14 protein-coding genes are annotated in these 18291 nt (G+C 54.1%); 6 read left to right on the forward strand and 8 right to left on the reverse strand.

The window, feature by feature from the left end; all coding sequences use genetic code 11:
* Nucleotides 1–69 precede the first annotated feature (69 nt).
* A complete protein-coding gene (rimK, locus tag JIN85_RS17115; RefSeq protein ID WP_200273077.1) occupies nt 70–978 on the forward strand; it encodes a 30S ribosomal protein S6--L-glutamate ligase in 909 nt (302 codons plus the stop codon).
* A 7-nt stretch (nt 979–985) separates the two neighbouring features.
* Here rimK and JIN85_RS17120 read toward each other — a convergent pair whose 3' ends face one another.
* From JIN85_RS17120 to JIN85_RS17140, 5 genes are all read right to left on the reverse strand, one after another.
* Complete coding sequence (locus tag JIN85_RS17120) at nt 986–1411, reverse strand: universal stress protein (RefSeq protein WP_200273079.1); 426 nt, start codon at nt 1409–1411, stop codon at nt 986–988.
* Between the two features lie 15 nt (nt 1412–1426).
* The gene (locus tag JIN85_RS17125; RefSeq protein WP_200273081.1) at nt 1427–2779 is read right to left on the reverse strand and encodes an Nramp family divalent metal transporter; all 1353 of its coding nucleotides are present in this window, start codon (nt 2777–2779) and stop codon (nt 1427–1429) included.
* Between the two features lie 93 nt (nt 2780–2872).
* Nucleotides 2873–3583, reverse strand: a complete 711-nt coding sequence (gene purC, locus JIN85_RS17130; RefSeq protein WP_200273103.1) for a phosphoribosylaminoimidazolesuccinocarboxamide synthase — start codon at nt 3581–3583, stop codon at nt 2873–2875.
* Nucleotides 3584–3645: 62 nt separating this feature from the next.
* Nucleotides 3646–3975: a hypothetical protein gene (locus JIN85_RS17135; RefSeq protein ID WP_200273083.1), complete on the reverse strand. Its 330-nt coding sequence runs from the start codon at nt 3973–3975 to the stop codon at nt 3646–3648.
* Between the two features lie 38 nt (nt 3976–4013).
* Nucleotides 4014–7040: a DEAD/DEAH box helicase gene (locus tag JIN85_RS17140; RefSeq protein WP_200273085.1), complete on the reverse strand. Its 3027-nt coding sequence runs from the start codon at nt 7038–7040 to the stop codon at nt 4014–4016.
* A 125-nt stretch (nt 7041–7165) separates the two neighbouring features.
* Here JIN85_RS17140 and JIN85_RS17145 point away from each other — a divergent pair, with 125 nt between their 5' ends.
* The 3 genes from JIN85_RS17145 to JIN85_RS17155 all read left to right on the forward strand — a co-directional run bounded on the left by JIN85_RS17145 (nt 7166) and on the right by JIN85_RS17155 (nt 11506).
* Nucleotides 7166–8518, forward strand: coding sequence for a sulfatase-like hydrolase/transferase (locus JIN85_RS17145; protein WP_200273087.1), 1353 nt, complete (start codon nt 7166–7168; stop codon nt 8516–8518).
* Nucleotides 8519–8558: 40 nt separating this feature from the next.
* Complete coding sequence (locus tag JIN85_RS17150; RefSeq protein ID WP_200273089.1) at nt 8559–10448, forward strand: sulfatase; 1890 nt, start codon at nt 8559–8561, stop codon at nt 10446–10448.
* 146 nt (nt 10449–10594) lie between these two features.
* The gene (locus JIN85_RS17155) at nt 10595–11506 is read left to right on the forward strand and encodes a formylglycine-generating enzyme family protein (RefSeq protein ID WP_200273091.1); all 912 of its coding nucleotides are present in this window, start codon (nt 10595–10597) and stop codon (nt 11504–11506) included.
* Nucleotides 11507–11578: 72 nt separating this feature from the next.
* Here JIN85_RS17155 and JIN85_RS17160 read toward each other — a convergent pair whose 3' ends face one another.
* Nucleotides 11579–12307 (reverse strand): phosphatase PAP2 family protein, encoded by a 729-nt coding sequence (locus JIN85_RS17160; RefSeq protein ID WP_200273093.1) that lies wholly within the window; start codon nt 12305–12307, stop codon nt 11579–11581.
* A 206-nt stretch (nt 12308–12513) separates the two neighbouring features.
* Between JIN85_RS17160 and JIN85_RS17165 the strand changes: the two genes are divergently transcribed.
* The gene (locus tag JIN85_RS17165) at nt 12514–13809 is read left to right on the forward strand and encodes a DEAD/DEAH box helicase (protein WP_200273095.1); all 1296 of its coding nucleotides are present in this window, start codon (nt 12514–12516) and stop codon (nt 13807–13809) included.
* Nucleotides 13810–13832: 23 nt separating this feature from the next.
* On the opposite strand, the gene JIN85_RS17170 is transcribed toward JIN85_RS17165, so the two are convergent.
* Nucleotides 13833–14834 carry a sialidase family protein gene (locus JIN85_RS17170; RefSeq protein ID WP_200273097.1) on the reverse strand — a complete coding sequence of 334 codons (1002 nt, stop codon included), beginning with the start codon at nt 14832–14834 and terminating at the stop codon, nt 13833–13835.
* 200 nt (nt 14835–15034) lie between these two features.
* Nucleotides 15035–16279 (reverse strand): cation:proton antiporter, encoded by a 1245-nt coding sequence (locus JIN85_RS17175; protein ID WP_200273099.1) that lies wholly within the window; start codon nt 16277–16279, stop codon nt 15035–15037.
* A 235-nt stretch (nt 16280–16514) separates the two neighbouring features.
* On the opposite strand from JIN85_RS17175, the gene JIN85_RS17180 reads away from it, so the two are divergent.
* Nucleotides 16515–18164 (forward strand): alpha-amylase family glycosyl hydrolase, encoded by a 1650-nt coding sequence (locus tag JIN85_RS17180; RefSeq protein WP_200273101.1) that lies wholly within the window; start codon nt 16515–16517, stop codon nt 18162–18164.
* The last annotated feature ends 127 nt before the right edge of the window (nt 18165–18291 follow it).

Raw genomic sequence — 18291 nt, forward strand, 5'->3', positions numbered from 1 at the left:
TGACGAAGCGCGCGCCCGCATTATGGGCAGCATGCATTGCCGCAACACCGGCGATCGCGCCCCTCCCGCATGAAAATCCTCATCCTCTCCCGTAACCCGAAACTCTACAGCACCTCAGCTCTCGTCCGTGCTGCCGAATCGCGTGGCCACGAGGTCCGGGTCGTGGATTACCTGCGATGCTACATGAACATCACCTCGCGAAAGCCGCGGATCTACGTGGATGGTGAGGAGTTGGTGGCCGATGCGGTGATTCCGCGAATTTCGGCGCGCCACAGTTTTTACGGCAATGCCGTCGTGCGGCAGTTCGAGATGATGAACGTTTTCACACTCAACGATTCCGTCGCCATCGCCCGCTCACGCGATAAACTGCGCTCCCTCCAAATGCTGGCCAAACGCGGCGTCGGGCTGCCAGTCACCGGCTTCGCCCACCACACCGAAGCCACCGGCGAGTTGATCAAAATGTGCGGCGGTGCTCCGCTGGTGATCAAGCTGCTGGAAGGAACCCAAGGCGTGGGCGTCGTCCTTGCGGAAACGAGCAAAGCAGCGGAATCGGTCATCGAAGCGTTCAAAGGCCTCAACGCCAACATTCTGGTGCAGGAGTTCATTCAGGAAGCAAAGGGTGCCGATATCCGCTGTGTCGTGATCGGCGGCAAGGTGGTCGCCTCAATGAAACGCCAAGCTGCGGAGGGTGAATTCCGCTCCAATCTTCACCGCGGCGGCTCGGCGGAAAAAGTGAAAATCACCCCGGAAGAACGCGCCACGGCCATTCGCGCCGCAAAAGCCATGGGCTTGAATCTCGCCGGGGTAGATCTGCTCCGTTCGAATCACGGCGCCGTCGTGATGGAGGTCAATTCATCACCGGGACTGGAGGGAATCGAGGCTTCGTCGAAAAAAGACGTCGCTGGCAGCATCATCGAATTCATCGAAAAAGCCGCGGTGAAAAAGCCGAAGTCCATCCAGTCCGGCACCGATAAGTAAACCGCGATCAACGCGCCGCTTTCAAAAGCAGCACGGGGATATCAACAATGTGGCGCACCTTGTCGGCGGTGCTTCCATAGAGCAAATCGCTGATGAATCGATGCCCGTGCGTGGACATCGCGATCAAATCAACTTCGTAAAGTGCCGCTGCTTTGATGATTTCATCCGAGGGTTCGCCCAAAGCCAGAATGGTTTCCACTTCGAAGCCTTCACCGCGAAGCTCCACCGCCAGCCGGTCCAAATAAACGCGGTCTTCCAGCATTTCCTCGCTTTCCGCCAGGTTGAAGCGTTCGTAATTGCGGGCGACCCAGCCATCGGCAACGTGCATCAAAACGAGGCTCGCTCCGGTCATTCGCGCAAGCGGTCGGATGTGCCCGAGGATGGTCTCATCGGCACCGCTGTTTTCCACTGGGATGAGGATTTTTTGATACATGGCGATGACTTGGTTTTAAACCGATGCCATGAACGTATCATAGAGAAGTTTGAGATTCAAAATGATGATGATGGAAACGGTCAGCCAGCCGAGGATTTTGATCCAGGTCGGGTTGATGAATTCCCCCATCTTCGCACGTTCACCGGTGAATCGCATCAAGGGCCAAACCGCGAATCCGAGCTGCATGCTGAGCACAACTTGGCTGGCGACCAGAAGATCGGTCGTGGCGCCTTCCCCATAGATGCCGATGACCAGAACCGCCGGGACGATGGCGATCGCCCGGGTGATGAGGCGCCGGAGCCACGGACGGAGTCGGAAATTCAGGAAACCCTCCATCACAATTTGGCCCGCGAGCGTTCCGGTCAGGGTGGAATTTTGGCCAGATGCCAAGAGCGCCACCGCAAAAAGGGTGCTGGCAATGCCGACACCGAGCGTGGGACTGAGCAGTTGATAGGCTTGCTGAATTTCGGCGACTTCGTGGTGGCCGCTCCAGTGGAACGCGGCGGCAGCGAGCACCAGAATCCCGCCATTGATGAAAAGCGCGAACATCAGCGCCGTGCTGGAATCGATGGTGGCGAACTTGATGGCCTCGCGTTTGCCCTTCGGAGTTTGTTCGAACTTCCGCGTCTGGACGATGGATGAGTGCAGATACAAATTGTGCGGCATCACCGTGGCCCCCAGAATCCCGATGCTGACATAGAGCATTTCGCGGTTTTTCAGAATTTCAGCCGATGGCACGAAACCGAGCAGCACCCCGGTCAAGCTGGGTCCGGCGAAAAACAATTCGGTGGCGAAGCACACTCCAATGGTGCCGATCAGGGCCACGACGACGGCCTCGATCAAACGGAAACCCTTGTGCTGCAAATACAGCACGGCGAGTACGTCCAGACTGGTGATTACGCATCCCCAAACAATTGGAATGCCAAACAAAAGCTGCAGGCCAATTGCCGATCCCACCACTTCCGCCAGGTCGCACGCGGCGATCGCGACTTCGCAAATGATCCACAGGAACCAGACCACCGGTTTCGAATAGTGATCGCGGCAAGCCTGTGCGAGATCCCTGCCGGTTGCGATACCCAGCTTCACACAAAGATGCTGAAGCAGGATCGCCATCAGATTGGAAATCAGGATGACCGACAACAAGGTGTAGCCAAACTTGGCTCCTCCGGCCAGATCCGTCGCCCAGTTTCCCGGGTCCATGTAGCCGACCGCAACCAGAAATCCGGGCCCGGTGAATGCGGCCAGTTTTTTCCAAAACGACCCCGTCCCGGGAACGACAATGCTTCGGTGAACTTCCGGCAACGACAACTCACCCGCCGTACGTCGCCATGCACGATCGTTCTCGGATTCGGTCGACTCGGGTGACATCGACCGAATTAGGCATGCCTAATTTAACAAGGCAAGACTGAACCCCGGGAACCGAAACAATATTTTGCAGAAAGGGAGAAATGCAGACCGAGATCAGCCCTGTGCCTTCAAGCGGCCCAGGACTTCTTCGTAAGCCTCCATGACCCCACCCAAATCGCGGCGGAACCGATCTTTATCCATTTTCTCGCCAGTTTTGAGATCCCACAGACGGCAACCGTCCGGGCTGATCTCATCGGCCAGAACGATCACGGATGGATCTTCCGCCAGGCGGCCGAACTCCAACTTGAAGTCGACGAGTTTCAGTCCTGCTTTGGCGAAAAAATCACCGAGGATGCGGTTCACTTTCAGCGCGGACTCGCGCAGGAACGCGAGGTCTTCCGGAGTCGCCAATTTCATCTCGCGGATGTAATCGTCGTTGATCAACGGATCGCCCAGTTCATCGCTTTTGTAGGAAAACTCGATGATGGGAGCCGAAAACACGGTGCCCTCCGCCATGCCGGTGCGCTTGCAGAAACTGCCTGCCGCCAGGTTGCGGATGATGACCTCCACCATCAGGATTTCGACTTTTTTGACTTCGACGTTGGTTTCGTCGATCTGACGGACGAAGTGGGTTGGAACACCTTCGTTTTCGAGGAAGCCGTAAATCAGCGTGCTGATCGCGTTGTTGAGCTTGCCCTTGTTTTCGAAGCTGGCCTTTTTCTCGCCATTGAAGGCGGTCGCGTCGTTTTTGAATTCCATCCGCAGCGTGTTGGAATTCTCAGTTGCCCAAAGACGCTTCGCCTTTCCTTCGTAAAGTGGTTCCATGTCAAAGTCGTAGAAGCCGCCCCGCAGCTGGTCAATACCCACTCGCAATCCAGCGTGGAAAATCACTTGCTGACTCGCATGCTCAGAATCTTTCGTCGATCAATCCAGTGCTCAACTTTACCATCCTCCAACACCACCCAATCGGAGTCCAGACGCACGAATTCTCCGAAAATCGTGAATCGCTGAGGAGGCCCGTTCACTTGGGTAGTGGATTCTGCGACCGATTCACTACTCGGATCGAGGGTAACGAGGCACCGCGCTCCGATAGACGGTGTGACACTTGCGGATGAGAACGCATTCTTAGATTGGGCATCGGCGGGTTTGATGGTCGTCCATGCAATGGCAGCAATTGCGACCACCGTAGTGAAAATCGAGATCGAGTATTTGTTCATGATCCATTAACTCTAGTGCGCGGGTCTCGCTTTTGAAACTAGATTTCCAGCAAATTCCTCAACTCCGAATCCGACCAGCCGGATGCATCGCCGCCGCCGGTTTCATCCACTGCGGCTGCCAGCTCTTTTTTCTTCGCTTGGAGACGAACCACTTTTTCTTCGACGGTGCCACGAGTCAGCATGCGATACACCGTGACAGGGCGGGTTTGGCCGATCCGATGGGCACGGTCCGTTGCCTGGGCCTCCGCCGCCGGATTCCACCAGGGATCAAAGTGCACCACGATATCCGCCGCGGTCAGGTTGAGCCCGTAGCCCCCTGCTTTCAAACTGATCAGGAAAACCGGCGGACCATCGGCCGATTGGAATCGATCGACCAGCTGCTGACGATTCCGAGTCTGCCCATCAAGCCTCAGACAGCCGATATCGCGCTCGATCAGGCATTTCTCGATTTCCAGTAATTGTTTCTGGAATTGACTAAAGATGAGAACTTTATGATTTCCCGAGACAGCCTCATCCAGCAATTCCATCAAACGCTCCAATTTTGCGGATCGCTTGCCCAAATTCAAACGATCGAATCGCTCATTCTGCAGCAGCGAAAGATCGCAACACGTCTGCCTCAGGCGCAGCAACGCGGTTAGCACCTGCATTCGCGCGGCCCCGGCATTTCCGGAATCGCGCGTCACCTCGACCCGCTTGCGCCCTTCGACCAGAAGGTCGCGATAAACCGCCTGTTGCTCGGAACTGAGGTCGCAGAATTCATCGACGAAAATCTTCGATGGCAATTCAGGCGCCACCTCCTCCTTGGTGCGGCGCAGCATGAACGGGGCGGTTTTGACCTTGAGCCGATTCATCACCGCCGCGCCTTCCCCGGCAGCAAGGGGTTGCTCGTAGCGCTCCTTGAATTGTTCCCGCGTTCCCAACCACCCCGGTTGAACAAAGCGGAAAATCGACCACAGGTCGCGAATGCCGTTTTCGATCGGCGTTCCCGTCAGAGCGACCCGACCTTTCGCATCGAGTTTGAACAATGCCTTGGCGTGATCAGTATCGGGATTTCGCATCAAGCTGGCCTCATCAACAATCACTGCTTCGTAGGATCGCTTGAGATGCCAGGCAAGATCGCGAGAAAGAGTGCCAAAGCTGGTCAGGATCACCTCGCCATCTGCAACCTGCTTTTGCACCGATTCGCGACCCTGGCCGTGCAGAACCCGCACCACCCGATTCGGAGCAAATTTCCCAAACTCCGCCTTCCAGTTGCCGAGCAACGATGCTGTCGCCACCACCATCACGACGCCAGTCGATTGGTTATTCTGGAACAATTTCTCGATCACCGCGATCGATTGCATGGTCTTTCCAAGGCCCATGTCATCGGCCAAAAGCCCACCGCCAAACCGGTTTAGCCGGTCCATCAACCAGCCGGAGCCAAGCGATTGATACGAGCGCATGCTGGCTACAAGAGATCGCGGCGATTCAAATTGTGAATAACTTTCTAAATCGATGTTATTTTTCGATTTATCAATATTTTTACGCAATTCCAGGATCAGCTCACCGGTCCTTGCAGGTGCCACGAAATGGCCCCCTTCCTGCCGCAAATCACTTTCTTCGATCAACGGATTGATCAGCTCTTCGACCTCGCTGGAAAGCACGACGCGTTTTCCCGATCCCGAATTTCCACCGCGCAGCAATCGTTTGATTTCACCCATCGAAATCACCGACCTGTCGTTCGTTTCGAATCGCAAATCGAAGCTCAGCCAATCTTCCCCCGAACCGAGCACCTCGATGTTTGGCTCGACGAAAACGATCTGTTTTTTCGCCGCCTGGAATCGGTCGCCCAGCACCAGCTTCCAGTCATTTTCCAGCACGCCGAGATGCTTGAACAGGAAGTCCTGAATCGATGCTTCGCCGATCAGAATCCCCCTCGCCCCCGCCATCGCAAATCCGATTTTTTCCAGACGTTCGACCGCTTTCCGCTCGCTCTGCCAATTTCGGATTTCACAGCGATCGGCCTCCAGGACAGGCAAGCCGGGATAACTCGGCAGCAAGATTTCCTGCAACGCAGCGCCACGATAGCTGACCCGCAGCTCGACCTCCACGCGCTTGAGATTGCCTTCAATCGCCAGCTCGAATTGCGGGGCAGCAGGAATGAAGTGCAGTTGCTCGACCCATGAGCCGGTTGGCAATTGCAACCATTCCTGCCAGTCGTTCAAACGATCCAAAAATCGTTCGATCGGAATTTGCACACCACGCCCTGCACCAAGAGCGGCCATCACTTTCGACATTTCTTCAGCTGGCTCACCGTTGCCGATTTGGGCAAATCCATTCGGCTCCATGCGCCACCACTGCTCTCCGACCTGGAAAAGCTCCGCTCCGCTTGCCTGAATTCTGACTTTCTCCGCCTCTCGCTCGACTTTCCCGAGTGGGATCAAGGCGCCTGATCGGCAATCCAGATTCGTCTGCTCCTTGCCTCCGACGATGCGGGGATGCTCGGGCAGCAATTCCAGAAATCGGGCGGCCTCGTTTCCAGCCAGGTTGAAGTGCAAGGGTGGTTTTCCGGTTTGCCCGTTTGCGAATAACCACTCGCTCAGTTTTTCATCGGCGGTGCTCAGCTCGCCCTCTGCAGCATGGAGCGATCCGGCACAGCGCCCTCGGCGCAGCATTTCCCTCCAGGTCGGCGGCAAAACCACCTGCCACGCACTGCCAGCTCCGCCGGGAAGTTTTTGTCTGATCGCGGGATCGACAGACTTCGATTGCGGAGCAGCGCTTTCGTTTGGCTTTGACTCCTTGGCAGGAATCCCGGCAATCGCTGCCAATCCGGCTGCCACTCCATGAGCGCAGAGGGCTCCGGTCGCGCGATTCTCCGGGCAACCGCACAGCGTCTCAATGTTCGTCGCCGAGCTCGCTTTTACCCTGACGCGAAAGGTGCGTTTGCCGACGCGAACATTGGCTTGCCAACCCGAGCTGCCTTTTTTGGCATCCGTAACTGCGCCCGCATCGACGAGCATTTTGCCCTCTTTAAACGCTTTCCAAGATGCTGCCCCGCGCAGCCATTGCTCCGTCCAATCGCTCATGGCCGCCACCCTGTACGCCCTGCGCTTTTGAAGCAACTGCACTTCCTGCCTTACAATCAGCGCGCGGGTTTTTCCTTGAATCAACAGGGTGATTTTAGACGTATCGAAGCAATCCGATATACCTCATGTTACGAATTCTCAAAAAACGTCCGTCGCGGCTGGCCCGGACATTACTCGCCTTCAGTTGCATTTTTCTAACAGCATCTGCCAAGGATAAGCCCAATGTCATTTTCATTCTATCCGATGATTTGGGCGCGGCGGATCTAGGCTGCTACGGGACCAAGGACGTCCACACGCCTGCCGCTGACTCAATCGCGGAGCATGGGGTGCGATTCACCCAATTTTACTCCGGAGCGCCGATCTGCTCGCCATCGCGTGCCTGCTTGCTGACGGGTCGCTACCCATTTCGTGCAGGCGTCACCGGCAACATCGGTTTTGGCCGCGGAGTGGTTGGAATGCCCGCCAAGGAAATCACCATGGCAAAGGTTTTCAAAGATGCGGGCTACCAAACCGCACACATCGGCAAGTGGCACCTCGGCTTCACCGATCAAACTTCTCCGAATGCCAAGGGCTTCGATTACTCGTTCGGTCACATGGGTGGCTGCATCGATAACTACTCGCACTTTTTCTATTGGAGCGGTCCAAACGTTCACGACCTCTATCGCAATGGCACCGAAGTCTATGAAAGCGGCGAATACTTCCCTGATCTCATGCTGAAGGAGGCAGACCATTTCATCACCGAGAATCGCAACAAACCGTTTTTCATCTACTACGCCATGAACACTCCCCACTACCCCTATCAAGGTGAGAAAAAGTGGCTGGATTACTTCAAGGACCTCAAGTACCCGCGCAATCTCTATTCCGCATTCCTCGCATCCCAAGATGACCGGATCGCCAAACTCCTCGCGAGAATTGATGAATTGGGTCTAACCAAAGACACCATCATCATCTTCCAAAGTGATAACGGTTACTCGACCGAAGAACGCGCCCACCATGGCGGTGGTAACTCAGGCCCTTACCGCGGCGCGAAATACAGCTTGTTCGAAGGTGGCATCCGCCTGCCCGCGATCATTTCCTATCCCGGCCATCTTCCACAGGGCGAGGTAAGAGATCAAATGGTGCACGCCGCCGACTGGATGCCGACTCTGGCGGAATTATGCGGACTTAAATTGCCTAAAGTAAAACTGGATGGAACCAGCATCCTTCCCGTGATCAAGTCTGCCTCCGCACCGAGCCCCCACACCAGTCTACAGTGGAAAATCGGACAAGGCAAAAGCACTTCTTGGGCTGTGCGCGAAGGCGACTGGAAGCTCATGTCCAACGTCTTTGATCCAGTCTCCGGGAAACACATCCCGATGTTCCTCGCCAACATAAAAGAAGATATCGGGGAACAGAACAACTTGTTCGAGAAACATCCTGACGTGGTCCTCAAACTCACCCAAGAGCACGAGGAGCTTATGAAAGAAATCCACGATTAAACTCCGGGGCAGCCAGCGCCCCAATACCTCTAACGAATCCATGACCCGTTCGCTGCTCTGCCTGTTTGCTCTAACATCCGCTCTCATCGCCAAAGAACATCCCAATGTTCTGATGATTTGTGTGGACGATTTGAAACCGCTTCTTGGCTGCTACGGCGACAAGCAGGCGATCACTCCAAATATCGACAAACTGGCAGCGCGCGGCATGCGGTTCGACGCCGCCTATTGCAATCAAGCCGTCTGCGCTCCGTCCCGGAACACGCTCATGCTTGGTTCCCGGTCGACCTCGCTCGGCATTTACGACCTGGGAACCAACTTCCGGCGCGCGGTCCCGAATGGCGTTACGATTCCACAGTATTTCCGCAAGTATGGTTATCTAACCGAAGCGATCGGCAAGATCCTCCACAGCGGTCACGGCAACACCGATGAAGATCCAGCGTCATGGAGTGTTCCGATTTTCCACGAACCCGTGGTGGAATATCACGATCCAGCGAGCACGGAAGGTGGCAAGCTGACCCGTGAAGAAGCCTACTTCGCCAATGAACACCTCGGCAACATCAACAGTCTTCCGAAGGGAATGGCGTGGGAAATGATTGATGTCCCGGATGAAACCTATGCGGACGGACGGATCGCCGCGGAGAGCGTCAAACGCCTCCAGCAAGCCAAAGAACATCCCGATACTCCGTTCTTCCTGGCAGTGGGTTTTGTCAAACCCCACCTCCCTTTCACCGCGCCGAAGAAATATTGGGATCTCTATGATCCTGAAAAATTCGAACTCGCGAAAATCACCACTCTCCCCGAAGGCTCACCTGCATACGCTGGAAAGCGCGGCGGCGAAATCGCCAACTTCAAGCCGGTGCCACCAAGTGGCTTACCGGATGACGAAACGGCCCGCCACCTGATCCACGGCTACTACGCATCCGCCAGTTATACCGACACTCAAATCGGTAAAGTCATCGATGAGCTGGATCGCCTCGATCTGGCAAAAGACACGATCATCATTCTCTGGGGCGATCACGGTTGGCACCTCGGCGATCTCGGGATTTGGACCAAACACACGAATTACGAGCAGGCCAACCGCATCCCATTTTTGGTGATCGCTCCGGGAGTGACCAAGCCAAATTCTTCAACCGGTGAGCTGGCGGAAACCGTCGATATCTATCCGACGCTGGTTTCACTGGCCGGACTCCCCGCCCCTGAGGTTCCGCAACCCATCGATGGAATCGATTTAACTCCCGCCCTCAAAGATCCATCGGTGCGTCTTCAAGATCACGTTTACGCCTGTTTCCCACGTGGCAACCGGATGGGACGCTCCATCCGCACCGATCGCTATCGCATGGTGGAATGGAAAGTTCCAGGCGCTCCCGCTGACACCGCGGATTACGAACTCTTCGACTACAACGACGGCCCGATCGAAACCGTTAACATCGCGGACAAACGCAAATCCGTCCTGAATGAGTTGAAGGCCATGCTCGATCAATACCCGGAAGCCCTGGTTTATCCGCGTGCAGAACCGGACGTGAGAAATTCCGAGCTTACCATCAGTTGCGATTGCGAAATTGCGTCCGACAAATCCACTGGCGTCCTGATCGCCCAAGGTGGAGATCGCCAGGGTTATGTGTTGCATTTGGAAAACGGGGTGCCCGCCTTTGACGTCAGGCTCGATGGCAAATTGACCAAGCTCCGCGCCAAAGAGCCACTTTCTGGAAAAGTATCTCTGGTGGCGACGCTAACAGCTGACGAAATGAGCATCTCCGCAGATGGTAAAATCATTGCGACCGCCAAATCACCTGGCCTGCTGACTCATCAGCCATCAGACCATCTGAGCACGGGTGAAGACGACCAATCACCGGTCGGTGACTATGAGTCTCCTCACGCTTTTAGTGGCAAACTCACGAACACCTCGGTAAAGACTAAACCCGTTAAGTAATTCGCCCGCCAAAGCCATCTTCTCCTATGCATCCAAAATCCACACTAAGTCTGGCAGTTGTTGGAATCTGCCTTTCTTTAAACGCATGCAAATCGGGGAATGATGAAAAACCGGCCACCGCGGCGAGCGAGTCAAAATCCGCCAACGTGGCCGCGCCGGAAGATTTAACCCCCATGGTGAAAATCCCTGGGGGCACTTTCACCATGGGATCTCGGGGTGAGTTCGACACCCCTGCGGGACCAAAGTATTTCCCGGAGGAAACCCCAGCCCACCACGAAACGGTCGCTCCATTCCTGATGGATGAGACCACCGTGACGAACGGGCAATTCGCCAAATTCATCGAAGCGACCCACTACGTCACTTTCGCGGAACAGGAACTCGATCCAAATTCCCTGCCGCCGGAAGCTAGAGCCAATTTGCCAGCTGGGCCATTGACCCAAGGAGGGATTGTCTTTGTCCAGCCACGAGCTGGAATCGATCATCCTGAAACCTATCACGATTGGTGGATCTGGGATCCTACCGCCAACTGGAAGCACCCGTTTGGCAAGGATTCCAACATCGACGGCAAAGACAACTACCCCGTCGTCCTGGTTACCTATCAGGATGCGGCCGCTTACGCAAAATGGGCTGGCAAACGTCTTCCTACCGAAGCGGAATGGGAATTCGCCGCTCGCGGCGGATTGGATCAGGCAACCTTCTCGTGGGGCAATGATTCCTTACCGGAAAATCAACACGTCGCCAATATCTGGCAGGGCCAGTTCCCAATCGAAAACACCGAAGGCGACGGCTTTCTATTCAGTGCGCCAGTCCGCACCTTCCCGGCCAATCCTTATGGCCTTTATGAAATCACCGGCAACGTTTGGGAAATCTGCGCGGACCTGTATCGGAAGGATTATCATAGCCAACCAGCGACTGATGGCACGCACGTGATCCGTGGTGGATCTTACCTTTGTCATTACTCCTACTGCCTTCGCTACCGGCCAGCAGCCCGCCAATCACAGGCTGCCGACTCGCCGACCTGCCACACAGGTTTCCGCTGCGCGAAGGACATCGAGTAAACAGTGAGACTGATTGCCATCGACGAAGCCTGAAATACTCGATCTCAGGCTTCGAGTTAGTGATTCATCCGATCACTCGCCAGCTTTGGACTTCTGATTCTCCTGATCCTTTTTCAGGAAGGGCGCAGCTTCTTCCTGAATGGTTTTGATCGCCTCCTTCATCGGATCGGTTTGAAGTAATTTATCGATCACATCCTTGGCCAACAGACGGCCCGCTTCCGTGTCACTTGGGTAGTGGACTCCACCAATAACACGTCCCCACATGACCCGGTGGATCATTTCATCGAATTGCTCCGCATGTTCAGGGAAGGCAGCTGTTAGAACAAATTCCGGAATGGCAATGCCATAACTGTGTCCGCTGGGATAACAACCCGCATCACCTGGCTTGCCGACAACTGGATGAACCAGGCTGGAGCGAACGTATGGGCGCGGACGCTTCCACTCGTTCTTTGCATCGTTTTTCACTTTGTCGGTGACTTGAGAAACTTCGCGCAAAATGGCTGCGGTTTTGGGCAGGTTCTCACGAGTGAACCATGGGCCAAAAATTTCACGTCCCATTGCAAAAACTGACGGACTGGCCATTTCCTTGGCCAATTTCTCCTGCTCCGGAGTCCGGTCACGTTGCACGTAAAGCAAGACACTCAAATCGGCCATCCCTGCGGGAGAATCATCCGCTGGAGGAGGTGGAAGAATCGAAAAATCAACGCCAGGCGGGAGAACAATCGGTTCAGCAGCGAAACTTACGCCGCTGAAGGTCAGCATCGCGGTGGCCAATGCCAGGCATTTTGCGGACCGGGACAAATCAGTGAGAAATCGAGGAATCATCGTGAGTAATTGGTGTGGGATAGATACGTCCGAACGGCGGAATTCATACGCCCGCGCCCGATTTTCATGCAATCCCCCATCCCGCCAAACTGCATTGGAAACTATCGCAACTGGATGCCGAATCGGCAGAACCTGGATTTAATTTCGTGCCATCGTGAAGCCAGTTGCATTACCATCGTTCCATGCCGTTCCGCCACTTCGGACTCGAAACTCCAATCTTCCGCGCCATTCAAAAAGCGGGGTATGAAAAGCCAACTCCCGTCCAGACAGCGGCCATTCCGAAGATTCTTCAGGGGCATGATGTGACGGGCATTGCGCAGACCGGCACTGGCAAGACGGCTGCCTTCGTTCTGCCGATTCTCAATCAACTGGCGATCACCCAGGAACAGGGCCGACTGAACGGCACCAAGGTTTTGATCTTGGCACCGACGCGTGAACTTGCCGTCCAGATTACCGACAACATTCGTGACTACGGAAGGTATCTAACATTTCGCATCGCAACCGTTTACGGTGGAGTTGATGAAGCCGCGCAAATCCGGGCTCTCCGCAAAGGGGCGCACATCGTGGTGGCGACTCCAGGTCGATTGATGGATTTGACGGAACGCCACCGGATCGACTTTTCAACTCTGGCAGTGCTGGTCCTCGACGAAGCGGACCGCATGCTGCACATGGGATTTTTACCTGACATCGAAACGATCATCGGTCAGTTGCCGAAACGGCGGCAGACCTTGATGTTCTCGGCGACACTCTCCAAGGAAATCGAATCGCTGGCTCGCCGCTTCCAATATCAACCCAAGACCGTTCAAATTGGCAATCGCACCAATCCTGCGAACACAGTCTCCCAGTTTGTCTATGAAGTTCCAGCTCACTTGAAAGGCCCGATGTTGGTGGAGCTTTTGAAGGACCCGAAGCTGCAACGCGTGCTAGTTTTCGCGAAAATGAAGGACGGTGCAAACCGGCTTACCGATTTCCTGAAATCCGCCGGTGTCAAAGTCACCAAACTTCATTCAAGCCGCTCTCAAGAACAGCGCCTCGCTGCCTTGCAGGAATTCAAGGATGGCAAAGTCCAGGTCCTCGTCGCCACCGACATCGTTGCGCGTGGCATCGATATCGAAGGGATCACTCACGTGGTGAACTATGATTTCCCGGTCAATCCGGAAGACTACATTCATCGTATCGGACGAACCGGTCGGGCCGAGGCAGAAGGCACCGCCATCAGTTTTGTCCCTGAGGAAGATTTGAATCTACTACAAATCCTTGAGTTCACCATTCGTGAACGCATCCCTCGGAAGCGCCTTCGAAACTTCAACTATCGAGCCCCTATTCCACCACGCCACGCCGATGAAAAACCGGCAAAGCGCGATTGGCGCAAGCGAACCCGTGAAATGACGGCAAAGAAATCGGTCCGACCGAAGGCAACCAAAAAGGCCTTCAAGCAAGCCTCGAAATCCATCCCCCGCAAGAACAGCAAAGGCTGAACCGCAAGTGGGGATTCAATGGATCAATCCACCAGCTTCCCGTCTATCGCCCAGATTCCGTGTTTTCCTCCGATCGTGGTTTGCGTGACGGCCGTGACCGTTTTTTCATCTTTGATGAAGAGTGAATTCCACAGTTGAGCCACGCCGGAATCCGAGGTGAAAGGAAAACTTGGCTCACCGAAACGTTTTGCTTTGTCGTTTCCGATCGATACAGCCATGCGTGAATCATCCATATTTCCGGAAGGTGCCAATTGATAGGAGAGCACGAATCGACCATCGACAAGCTGCCTCAAATAAGGAGCACCGGCATAGGTTTCAGCAGGAAGTGGATCGGCAAGCGCTGACCAGCGATTGCGACTTTCGCCGCCAACCACACCATCGTGCCAGCCGTTTTTTGAGATCCTGCTCGATACAATCACAGGCTTGAATCTGCCGCTAAGACCATTGTCTTCGATAGCGACATAAATCGATTTGCCATCTTTCGGGACCACTGGAACCGGCATTCCATCACGGGACTTTTTCCGGAACGATATGGTCTCCATTTCTCCCCAGGTCTTGCCATAATCTGTCGATCGAAGCATGCTGATTTGCTGCTCATTACTGGTTCGGTAAGGATTCTCATTCGCGAAGTAAACTTGTAGCTCACCATCCGGCAATTGAATGCAGGCAGGTTCCCAGCATCCGTCTTTAAATTCCTCTGCGGCGGTATATAAAATGGTTGGGGATGACCAAGTCCGTCCTCGGTTCGAGCTTTTGCACATGCCGATGGTGTAGGCTTTACCCGACCCTTCGGCGGGCCGGAAATTGAAAAAACATAAAATCTGGCGACCATCCAACACACAGAGCTCGGTATTGGTGCAATTCCCTCCTGGCATCTCCACGACCTGAATCGGTTCCTCCCACGACTTCCCGTCATCATCGCTCAAACGGACATAAATACCCCGGCGAAAGCCAAACCCCGCGATCAGATGGCGCTGACTAACACGATAAATCCGGCCATAGTTACCACCTTGCTGAATCAACACGGGTTTACTATCACTCCAATCGATTTGGGCAACTTCAGCAACGCTGCGATGAGTGAGAACACCTAGCAATGCTACCAGCCAGACTGCGCACCGTTTACATGTCGAATTCAACGAAAACATCCTGAGCCGTTGTTATCGACCGCTTCCCCACGCATCAAGGTCGAAACCGGCGGACATGATGATTGGCAATCTAACATCCATCATTTCGTCCGCAATTCCGGGACCAGTTTGACCAAACGTTCGAGACTCAAGCCCTGAATCAGAATTGAAAACACCACGATGATATAAGTGATGGCCAAGACGATTTCACGCTCACGACTCGGCGGAAGTGCAAGTGCGAGGGCAACGGAAATCCCCCCGCGCAAACCACCCCACGTCATGATTCGGATTGTTCCCGCAGGCAAATTACGGAAACGCCGGATCACACTCACTGGCAAAGCCACACTGACCCAGCGGGCGAATAGGATCGCAGGAATGGCGAGCAAACCTGCAAAGAAGAGGCTCTTCGTGAAAGCCAACACCAGGATTTCCAATCCGATCAGAACGAACAACACCGCGTTCAGAATTTCATCAATCAACTCCCAAAACGAATCGACGTTTTTCCGGGTATTCTCACTCATGCCAAACTGGCGCCCGTGATTTCCGGTAAACAAACCGGCGACGACAATCGCGATCGGCCCGCTCACATGAATCGCCGATGCCAAAGCATATCCACCCATCACCAAAGCCAGGGTCAGCATCACTTCGACCCGATAATTATCCACACTTTTCAGCAAACGGTAGGCGAGCCAGCCGATCGCAAACCCGAATGCAGCGCCCCCGACTGCTTCCTCCAGGAAAAGTTTACCAATATGAGCTACGGATGCTTCTTCGCCGCCAATTGCAATCTGGCTCATGACAATGAACGCAACCACGCCAATGCCATCATTGAACAATGATTCGCCGGAAATCTGCACCTCCAACGATTTCGGCACCCGGGTTTCTTTCAAAATCCCGACTACCGCCACTGGATCAGTTGGTGATATCAGAGCGCCAAACAATAAGCACCAAGCATAACTCAACTCAAATCCAAGCCAGCCCATTGCATAGTAAATCAGTGTCCCGAAGACAAACATCGATAGGACCACGCCCAGCATCGCCAGGGTGCCGATGACTCCTTTTTGATTGCGCAAATCATTCAAGTCGATGTGCAAGGCACCCGCAAATAACAGAAAACACAGCATGCCCTGCATCAACGCATCGTTAAAATCAACCTGACGTGTTAGATCAGCCGCCATCTGCCTCACGCCTGGTGCAAAAAATCCCAATCCAATCAGCCCAAGGGACACCAGCAAAGCAATCAGCATGACGCCGATGGTTGCAGGCATTTTAAAGAGCTTAAAATTCACGTAACTGAAAATGGCTGCCAGCGAAACCAGCATGGCAACGATTTGAAAAACTGTCATCAGGTGGATAGATAGCCGAAATGCCGGTCGCGGTCAGCCATAACTTGTGCATTACCTGAGAAGTGCGAAACGCAATGCCAGCTCAGGCAATTTGCCCAGAAATCACAGCTCGCCACAGGATAAAACGATCACACGAAAGAAAGATTGGCCGGGACTCATTGGCTTTCTGAGCGGGGCAATCGGTTCAATCCGGATGGCATGATTGCTGCCAAGAAGAGCACGTTCTTTCACATCGATGTCTACGATACCCTTCGAACTATTCGCGCCTTATAACAACGAGGCATTTCTCGTTGCCGATTTCAATCATTGGGAACCGATCGCCATGACAAAAGGCGAAGATGGTTACTTCCGAATCGAAGTGGATCTGGACGACGGACGATATCTTTATCGGTTCGAAATCACTTCAAAAAGCTGGTTTTACGAACCGGATCAACGAGTCCAGATCGCGGATCCATACGCAACTGAAATCGACGACACCGAAGATCAAAATGCCATTCTTGAGATCAAGAACGGAAAACGAGTGATCGGTCCTTACGAATGGAAGAACGACATGACTCCACTTCCCCAGGACCACGAGCTCATCATTTACGAACTTTTAGTGCACGATTTCCTGGGTCATAATCCCGGCGACTTAACCAGGGGTAAGTTCACGGACATCATTCCGAAGCTGGATTATCTAACAGACCTCGGCGTGAATGCGATCGAGTTGCTACCGGTGGAGGAATACCCTGGAGAAAATGGTTGGGGGTATAACCCGAGGCACTTTTTCGCGGTCGAATCCAGCTATGGAACGCCGACCGAGTATAAGCAGATGATCGACGCCTGTCATGGCCATGGCATGCGCGTCTTCAAGGACGGCGTCTACAATCATGCCGAGACTTCGACTCCCTTGGCTCAGATCGATCATGACTATTGGTTTCACCATGATCCAGTCGATGCGGAAAACAACTGGGGGCCGGAATTCAATTATGTGAAATACGATGAAAATCTCGACCTGATGCCCGCACGAAAATTCATCGGCGATGTCATCGGCCACTGGGTGCATGAATATCATATCGATGGCATTCGCTTCGATGCCGTGGCTCAGCTCAATAATTTCGATGCTTTGCGATATTTCTGTGAGAAAGGAAAAGAGATTAGCGGCGAAAAGCCTTTCACGCTGATTGCCGAATACATCCCGGACGATCCTGAAGTGGTTCTCCCCGACGGTCCGACGGACGCCTGCTGGAACGAATCGTTTTACTTTGCCATCAAGGACATCGTGACCGGTGCAGAAATCGATATCGACACTCTGTGCGATTGCATCGATCCGCGCAGACGAGGCTATGAGAGTGGCGTGCGCATCGTGAATTACCTGTGCACTCATGATCACAATCAGATCATGGCAGACATCGGCCACGCAGGCATACAGGGCGAAGCCGCATTCAAGCGCGCTGCAATGGGCGCAGTGATCCTTCTGACTGCGATCGGGATTCCCATGATTTGGGCGGGTCAGGAATTTGGCCACTATAAGGACAAAAGCACGGAGCCCGCGCCGATCGACTGGGGATTGTTAGATGGTGAGGACAACCAGCAATTGCTGCAGCTCTACAAAGCGCTCATCTATCTACGAAAAACCAATTCGGCGCTGCATGGCAACGACATCGATTTCTTCCACATTGATCCCGGCCTGCCCTTGATCGCCTACAACCGGTGGAATGGCGAAGGTGCGCGCGTGGTGACCGTTCTCAATCTTTCTGATCAGTATCTAGGAGGCTATCAAATCCCCGGAATGCCCGTCGACGGCACGTGGAAAGACTGGACTCACGACTGCGAGGTCCAAGTCTCCGATGGAACCCTACAGATCGACTTAGGCGAGTGGGAAGCCAAGGTCTTCGTAATCTGACAAGCGGAAAATAGAAAAGGCCTGCAACATGCGGCTCATCCTCAAAGATTGGGGACATGAGGCACGGATGCCATCATGTCCCCGATGTTTGTTAACCTAAATTTAGGTCTGAAGGGTTACGACCCCC

It is taken from the genome of Luteolibacter pohnpeiensis (assembly GCF_016595435.1).
Taxonomy (GTDB): domain Bacteria; phylum Verrucomicrobiota; class Verrucomicrobiia; order Verrucomicrobiales; family Akkermansiaceae; genus Luteolibacter; species Luteolibacter pohnpeiensis.

What these genes read in the sequence shown, in the direction of transcription:
- JIN85_RS17165 (WP_200273095.1), top strand. Translation starts at nt 12,514, where the DNA reads ATGCCGTTCCGCCACTTCGGACTCGAAACTCCAATCTTCCGCGCCATT.
- JIN85_RS17120 (WP_200273079.1), bottom strand. Translation starts at nt 1,411, where the DNA reads ATGTATCAAAAAATCCTCATCCCAGTGGAAAACAGCGGTGCCGATGAG.
- JIN85_RS17140 (WP_200273085.1), bottom strand. Translation starts at nt 7,040, where the DNA reads ATGAGCGATTGGACGGAGCAATGGCTGCGCGGGGCAGCATCTTGGAAA.
- JIN85_RS17135 (WP_200273083.1), bottom strand. Translation starts at nt 3,975, where the DNA reads ATGAACAAATACTCGATCTCGATTTTCACTACGGTGGTCGCAATTGCT.
- rimK (WP_200273077.1), top strand. Translation starts at nt 70, where the DNA reads ATGAAAATCCTCATCCTCTCCCGTAACCCGAAACTCTACAGCACCTCA.
- purC (WP_200273103.1), bottom strand. Translation starts at nt 3,583, where the DNA reads ATGGAACCACTTTACGAAGGAAAGGCGAAGCGTCTTTGGGCAACTGAG.
- JIN85_RS17145 (WP_200273087.1), top strand. Translation starts at nt 7,166, where the DNA reads ATGTTACGAATTCTCAAAAAACGTCCGTCGCGGCTGGCCCGGACATTA.
- JIN85_RS17180 (WP_200273101.1), top strand. Translation starts at nt 16,515, where the DNA reads ATGTCTACGATACCCTTCGAACTATTCGCGCCTTATAACAACGAGGCA.
- JIN85_RS17125 (WP_200273081.1), bottom strand. Translation starts at nt 2,779, where the DNA reads ATGTCACCCGAGTCGACCGAATCCGAGAACGATCGTGCATGGCGACGT.
- JIN85_RS17175 (WP_200273099.1), bottom strand. Translation starts at nt 16,279, where the DNA reads ATGACAGTTTTTCAAATCGTTGCCATGCTGGTTTCGCTGGCAGCCATT.
- JIN85_RS17150 (WP_200273089.1), top strand. Translation starts at nt 8,559, where the DNA reads ATGACCCGTTCGCTGCTCTGCCTGTTTGCTCTAACATCCGCTCTCATC.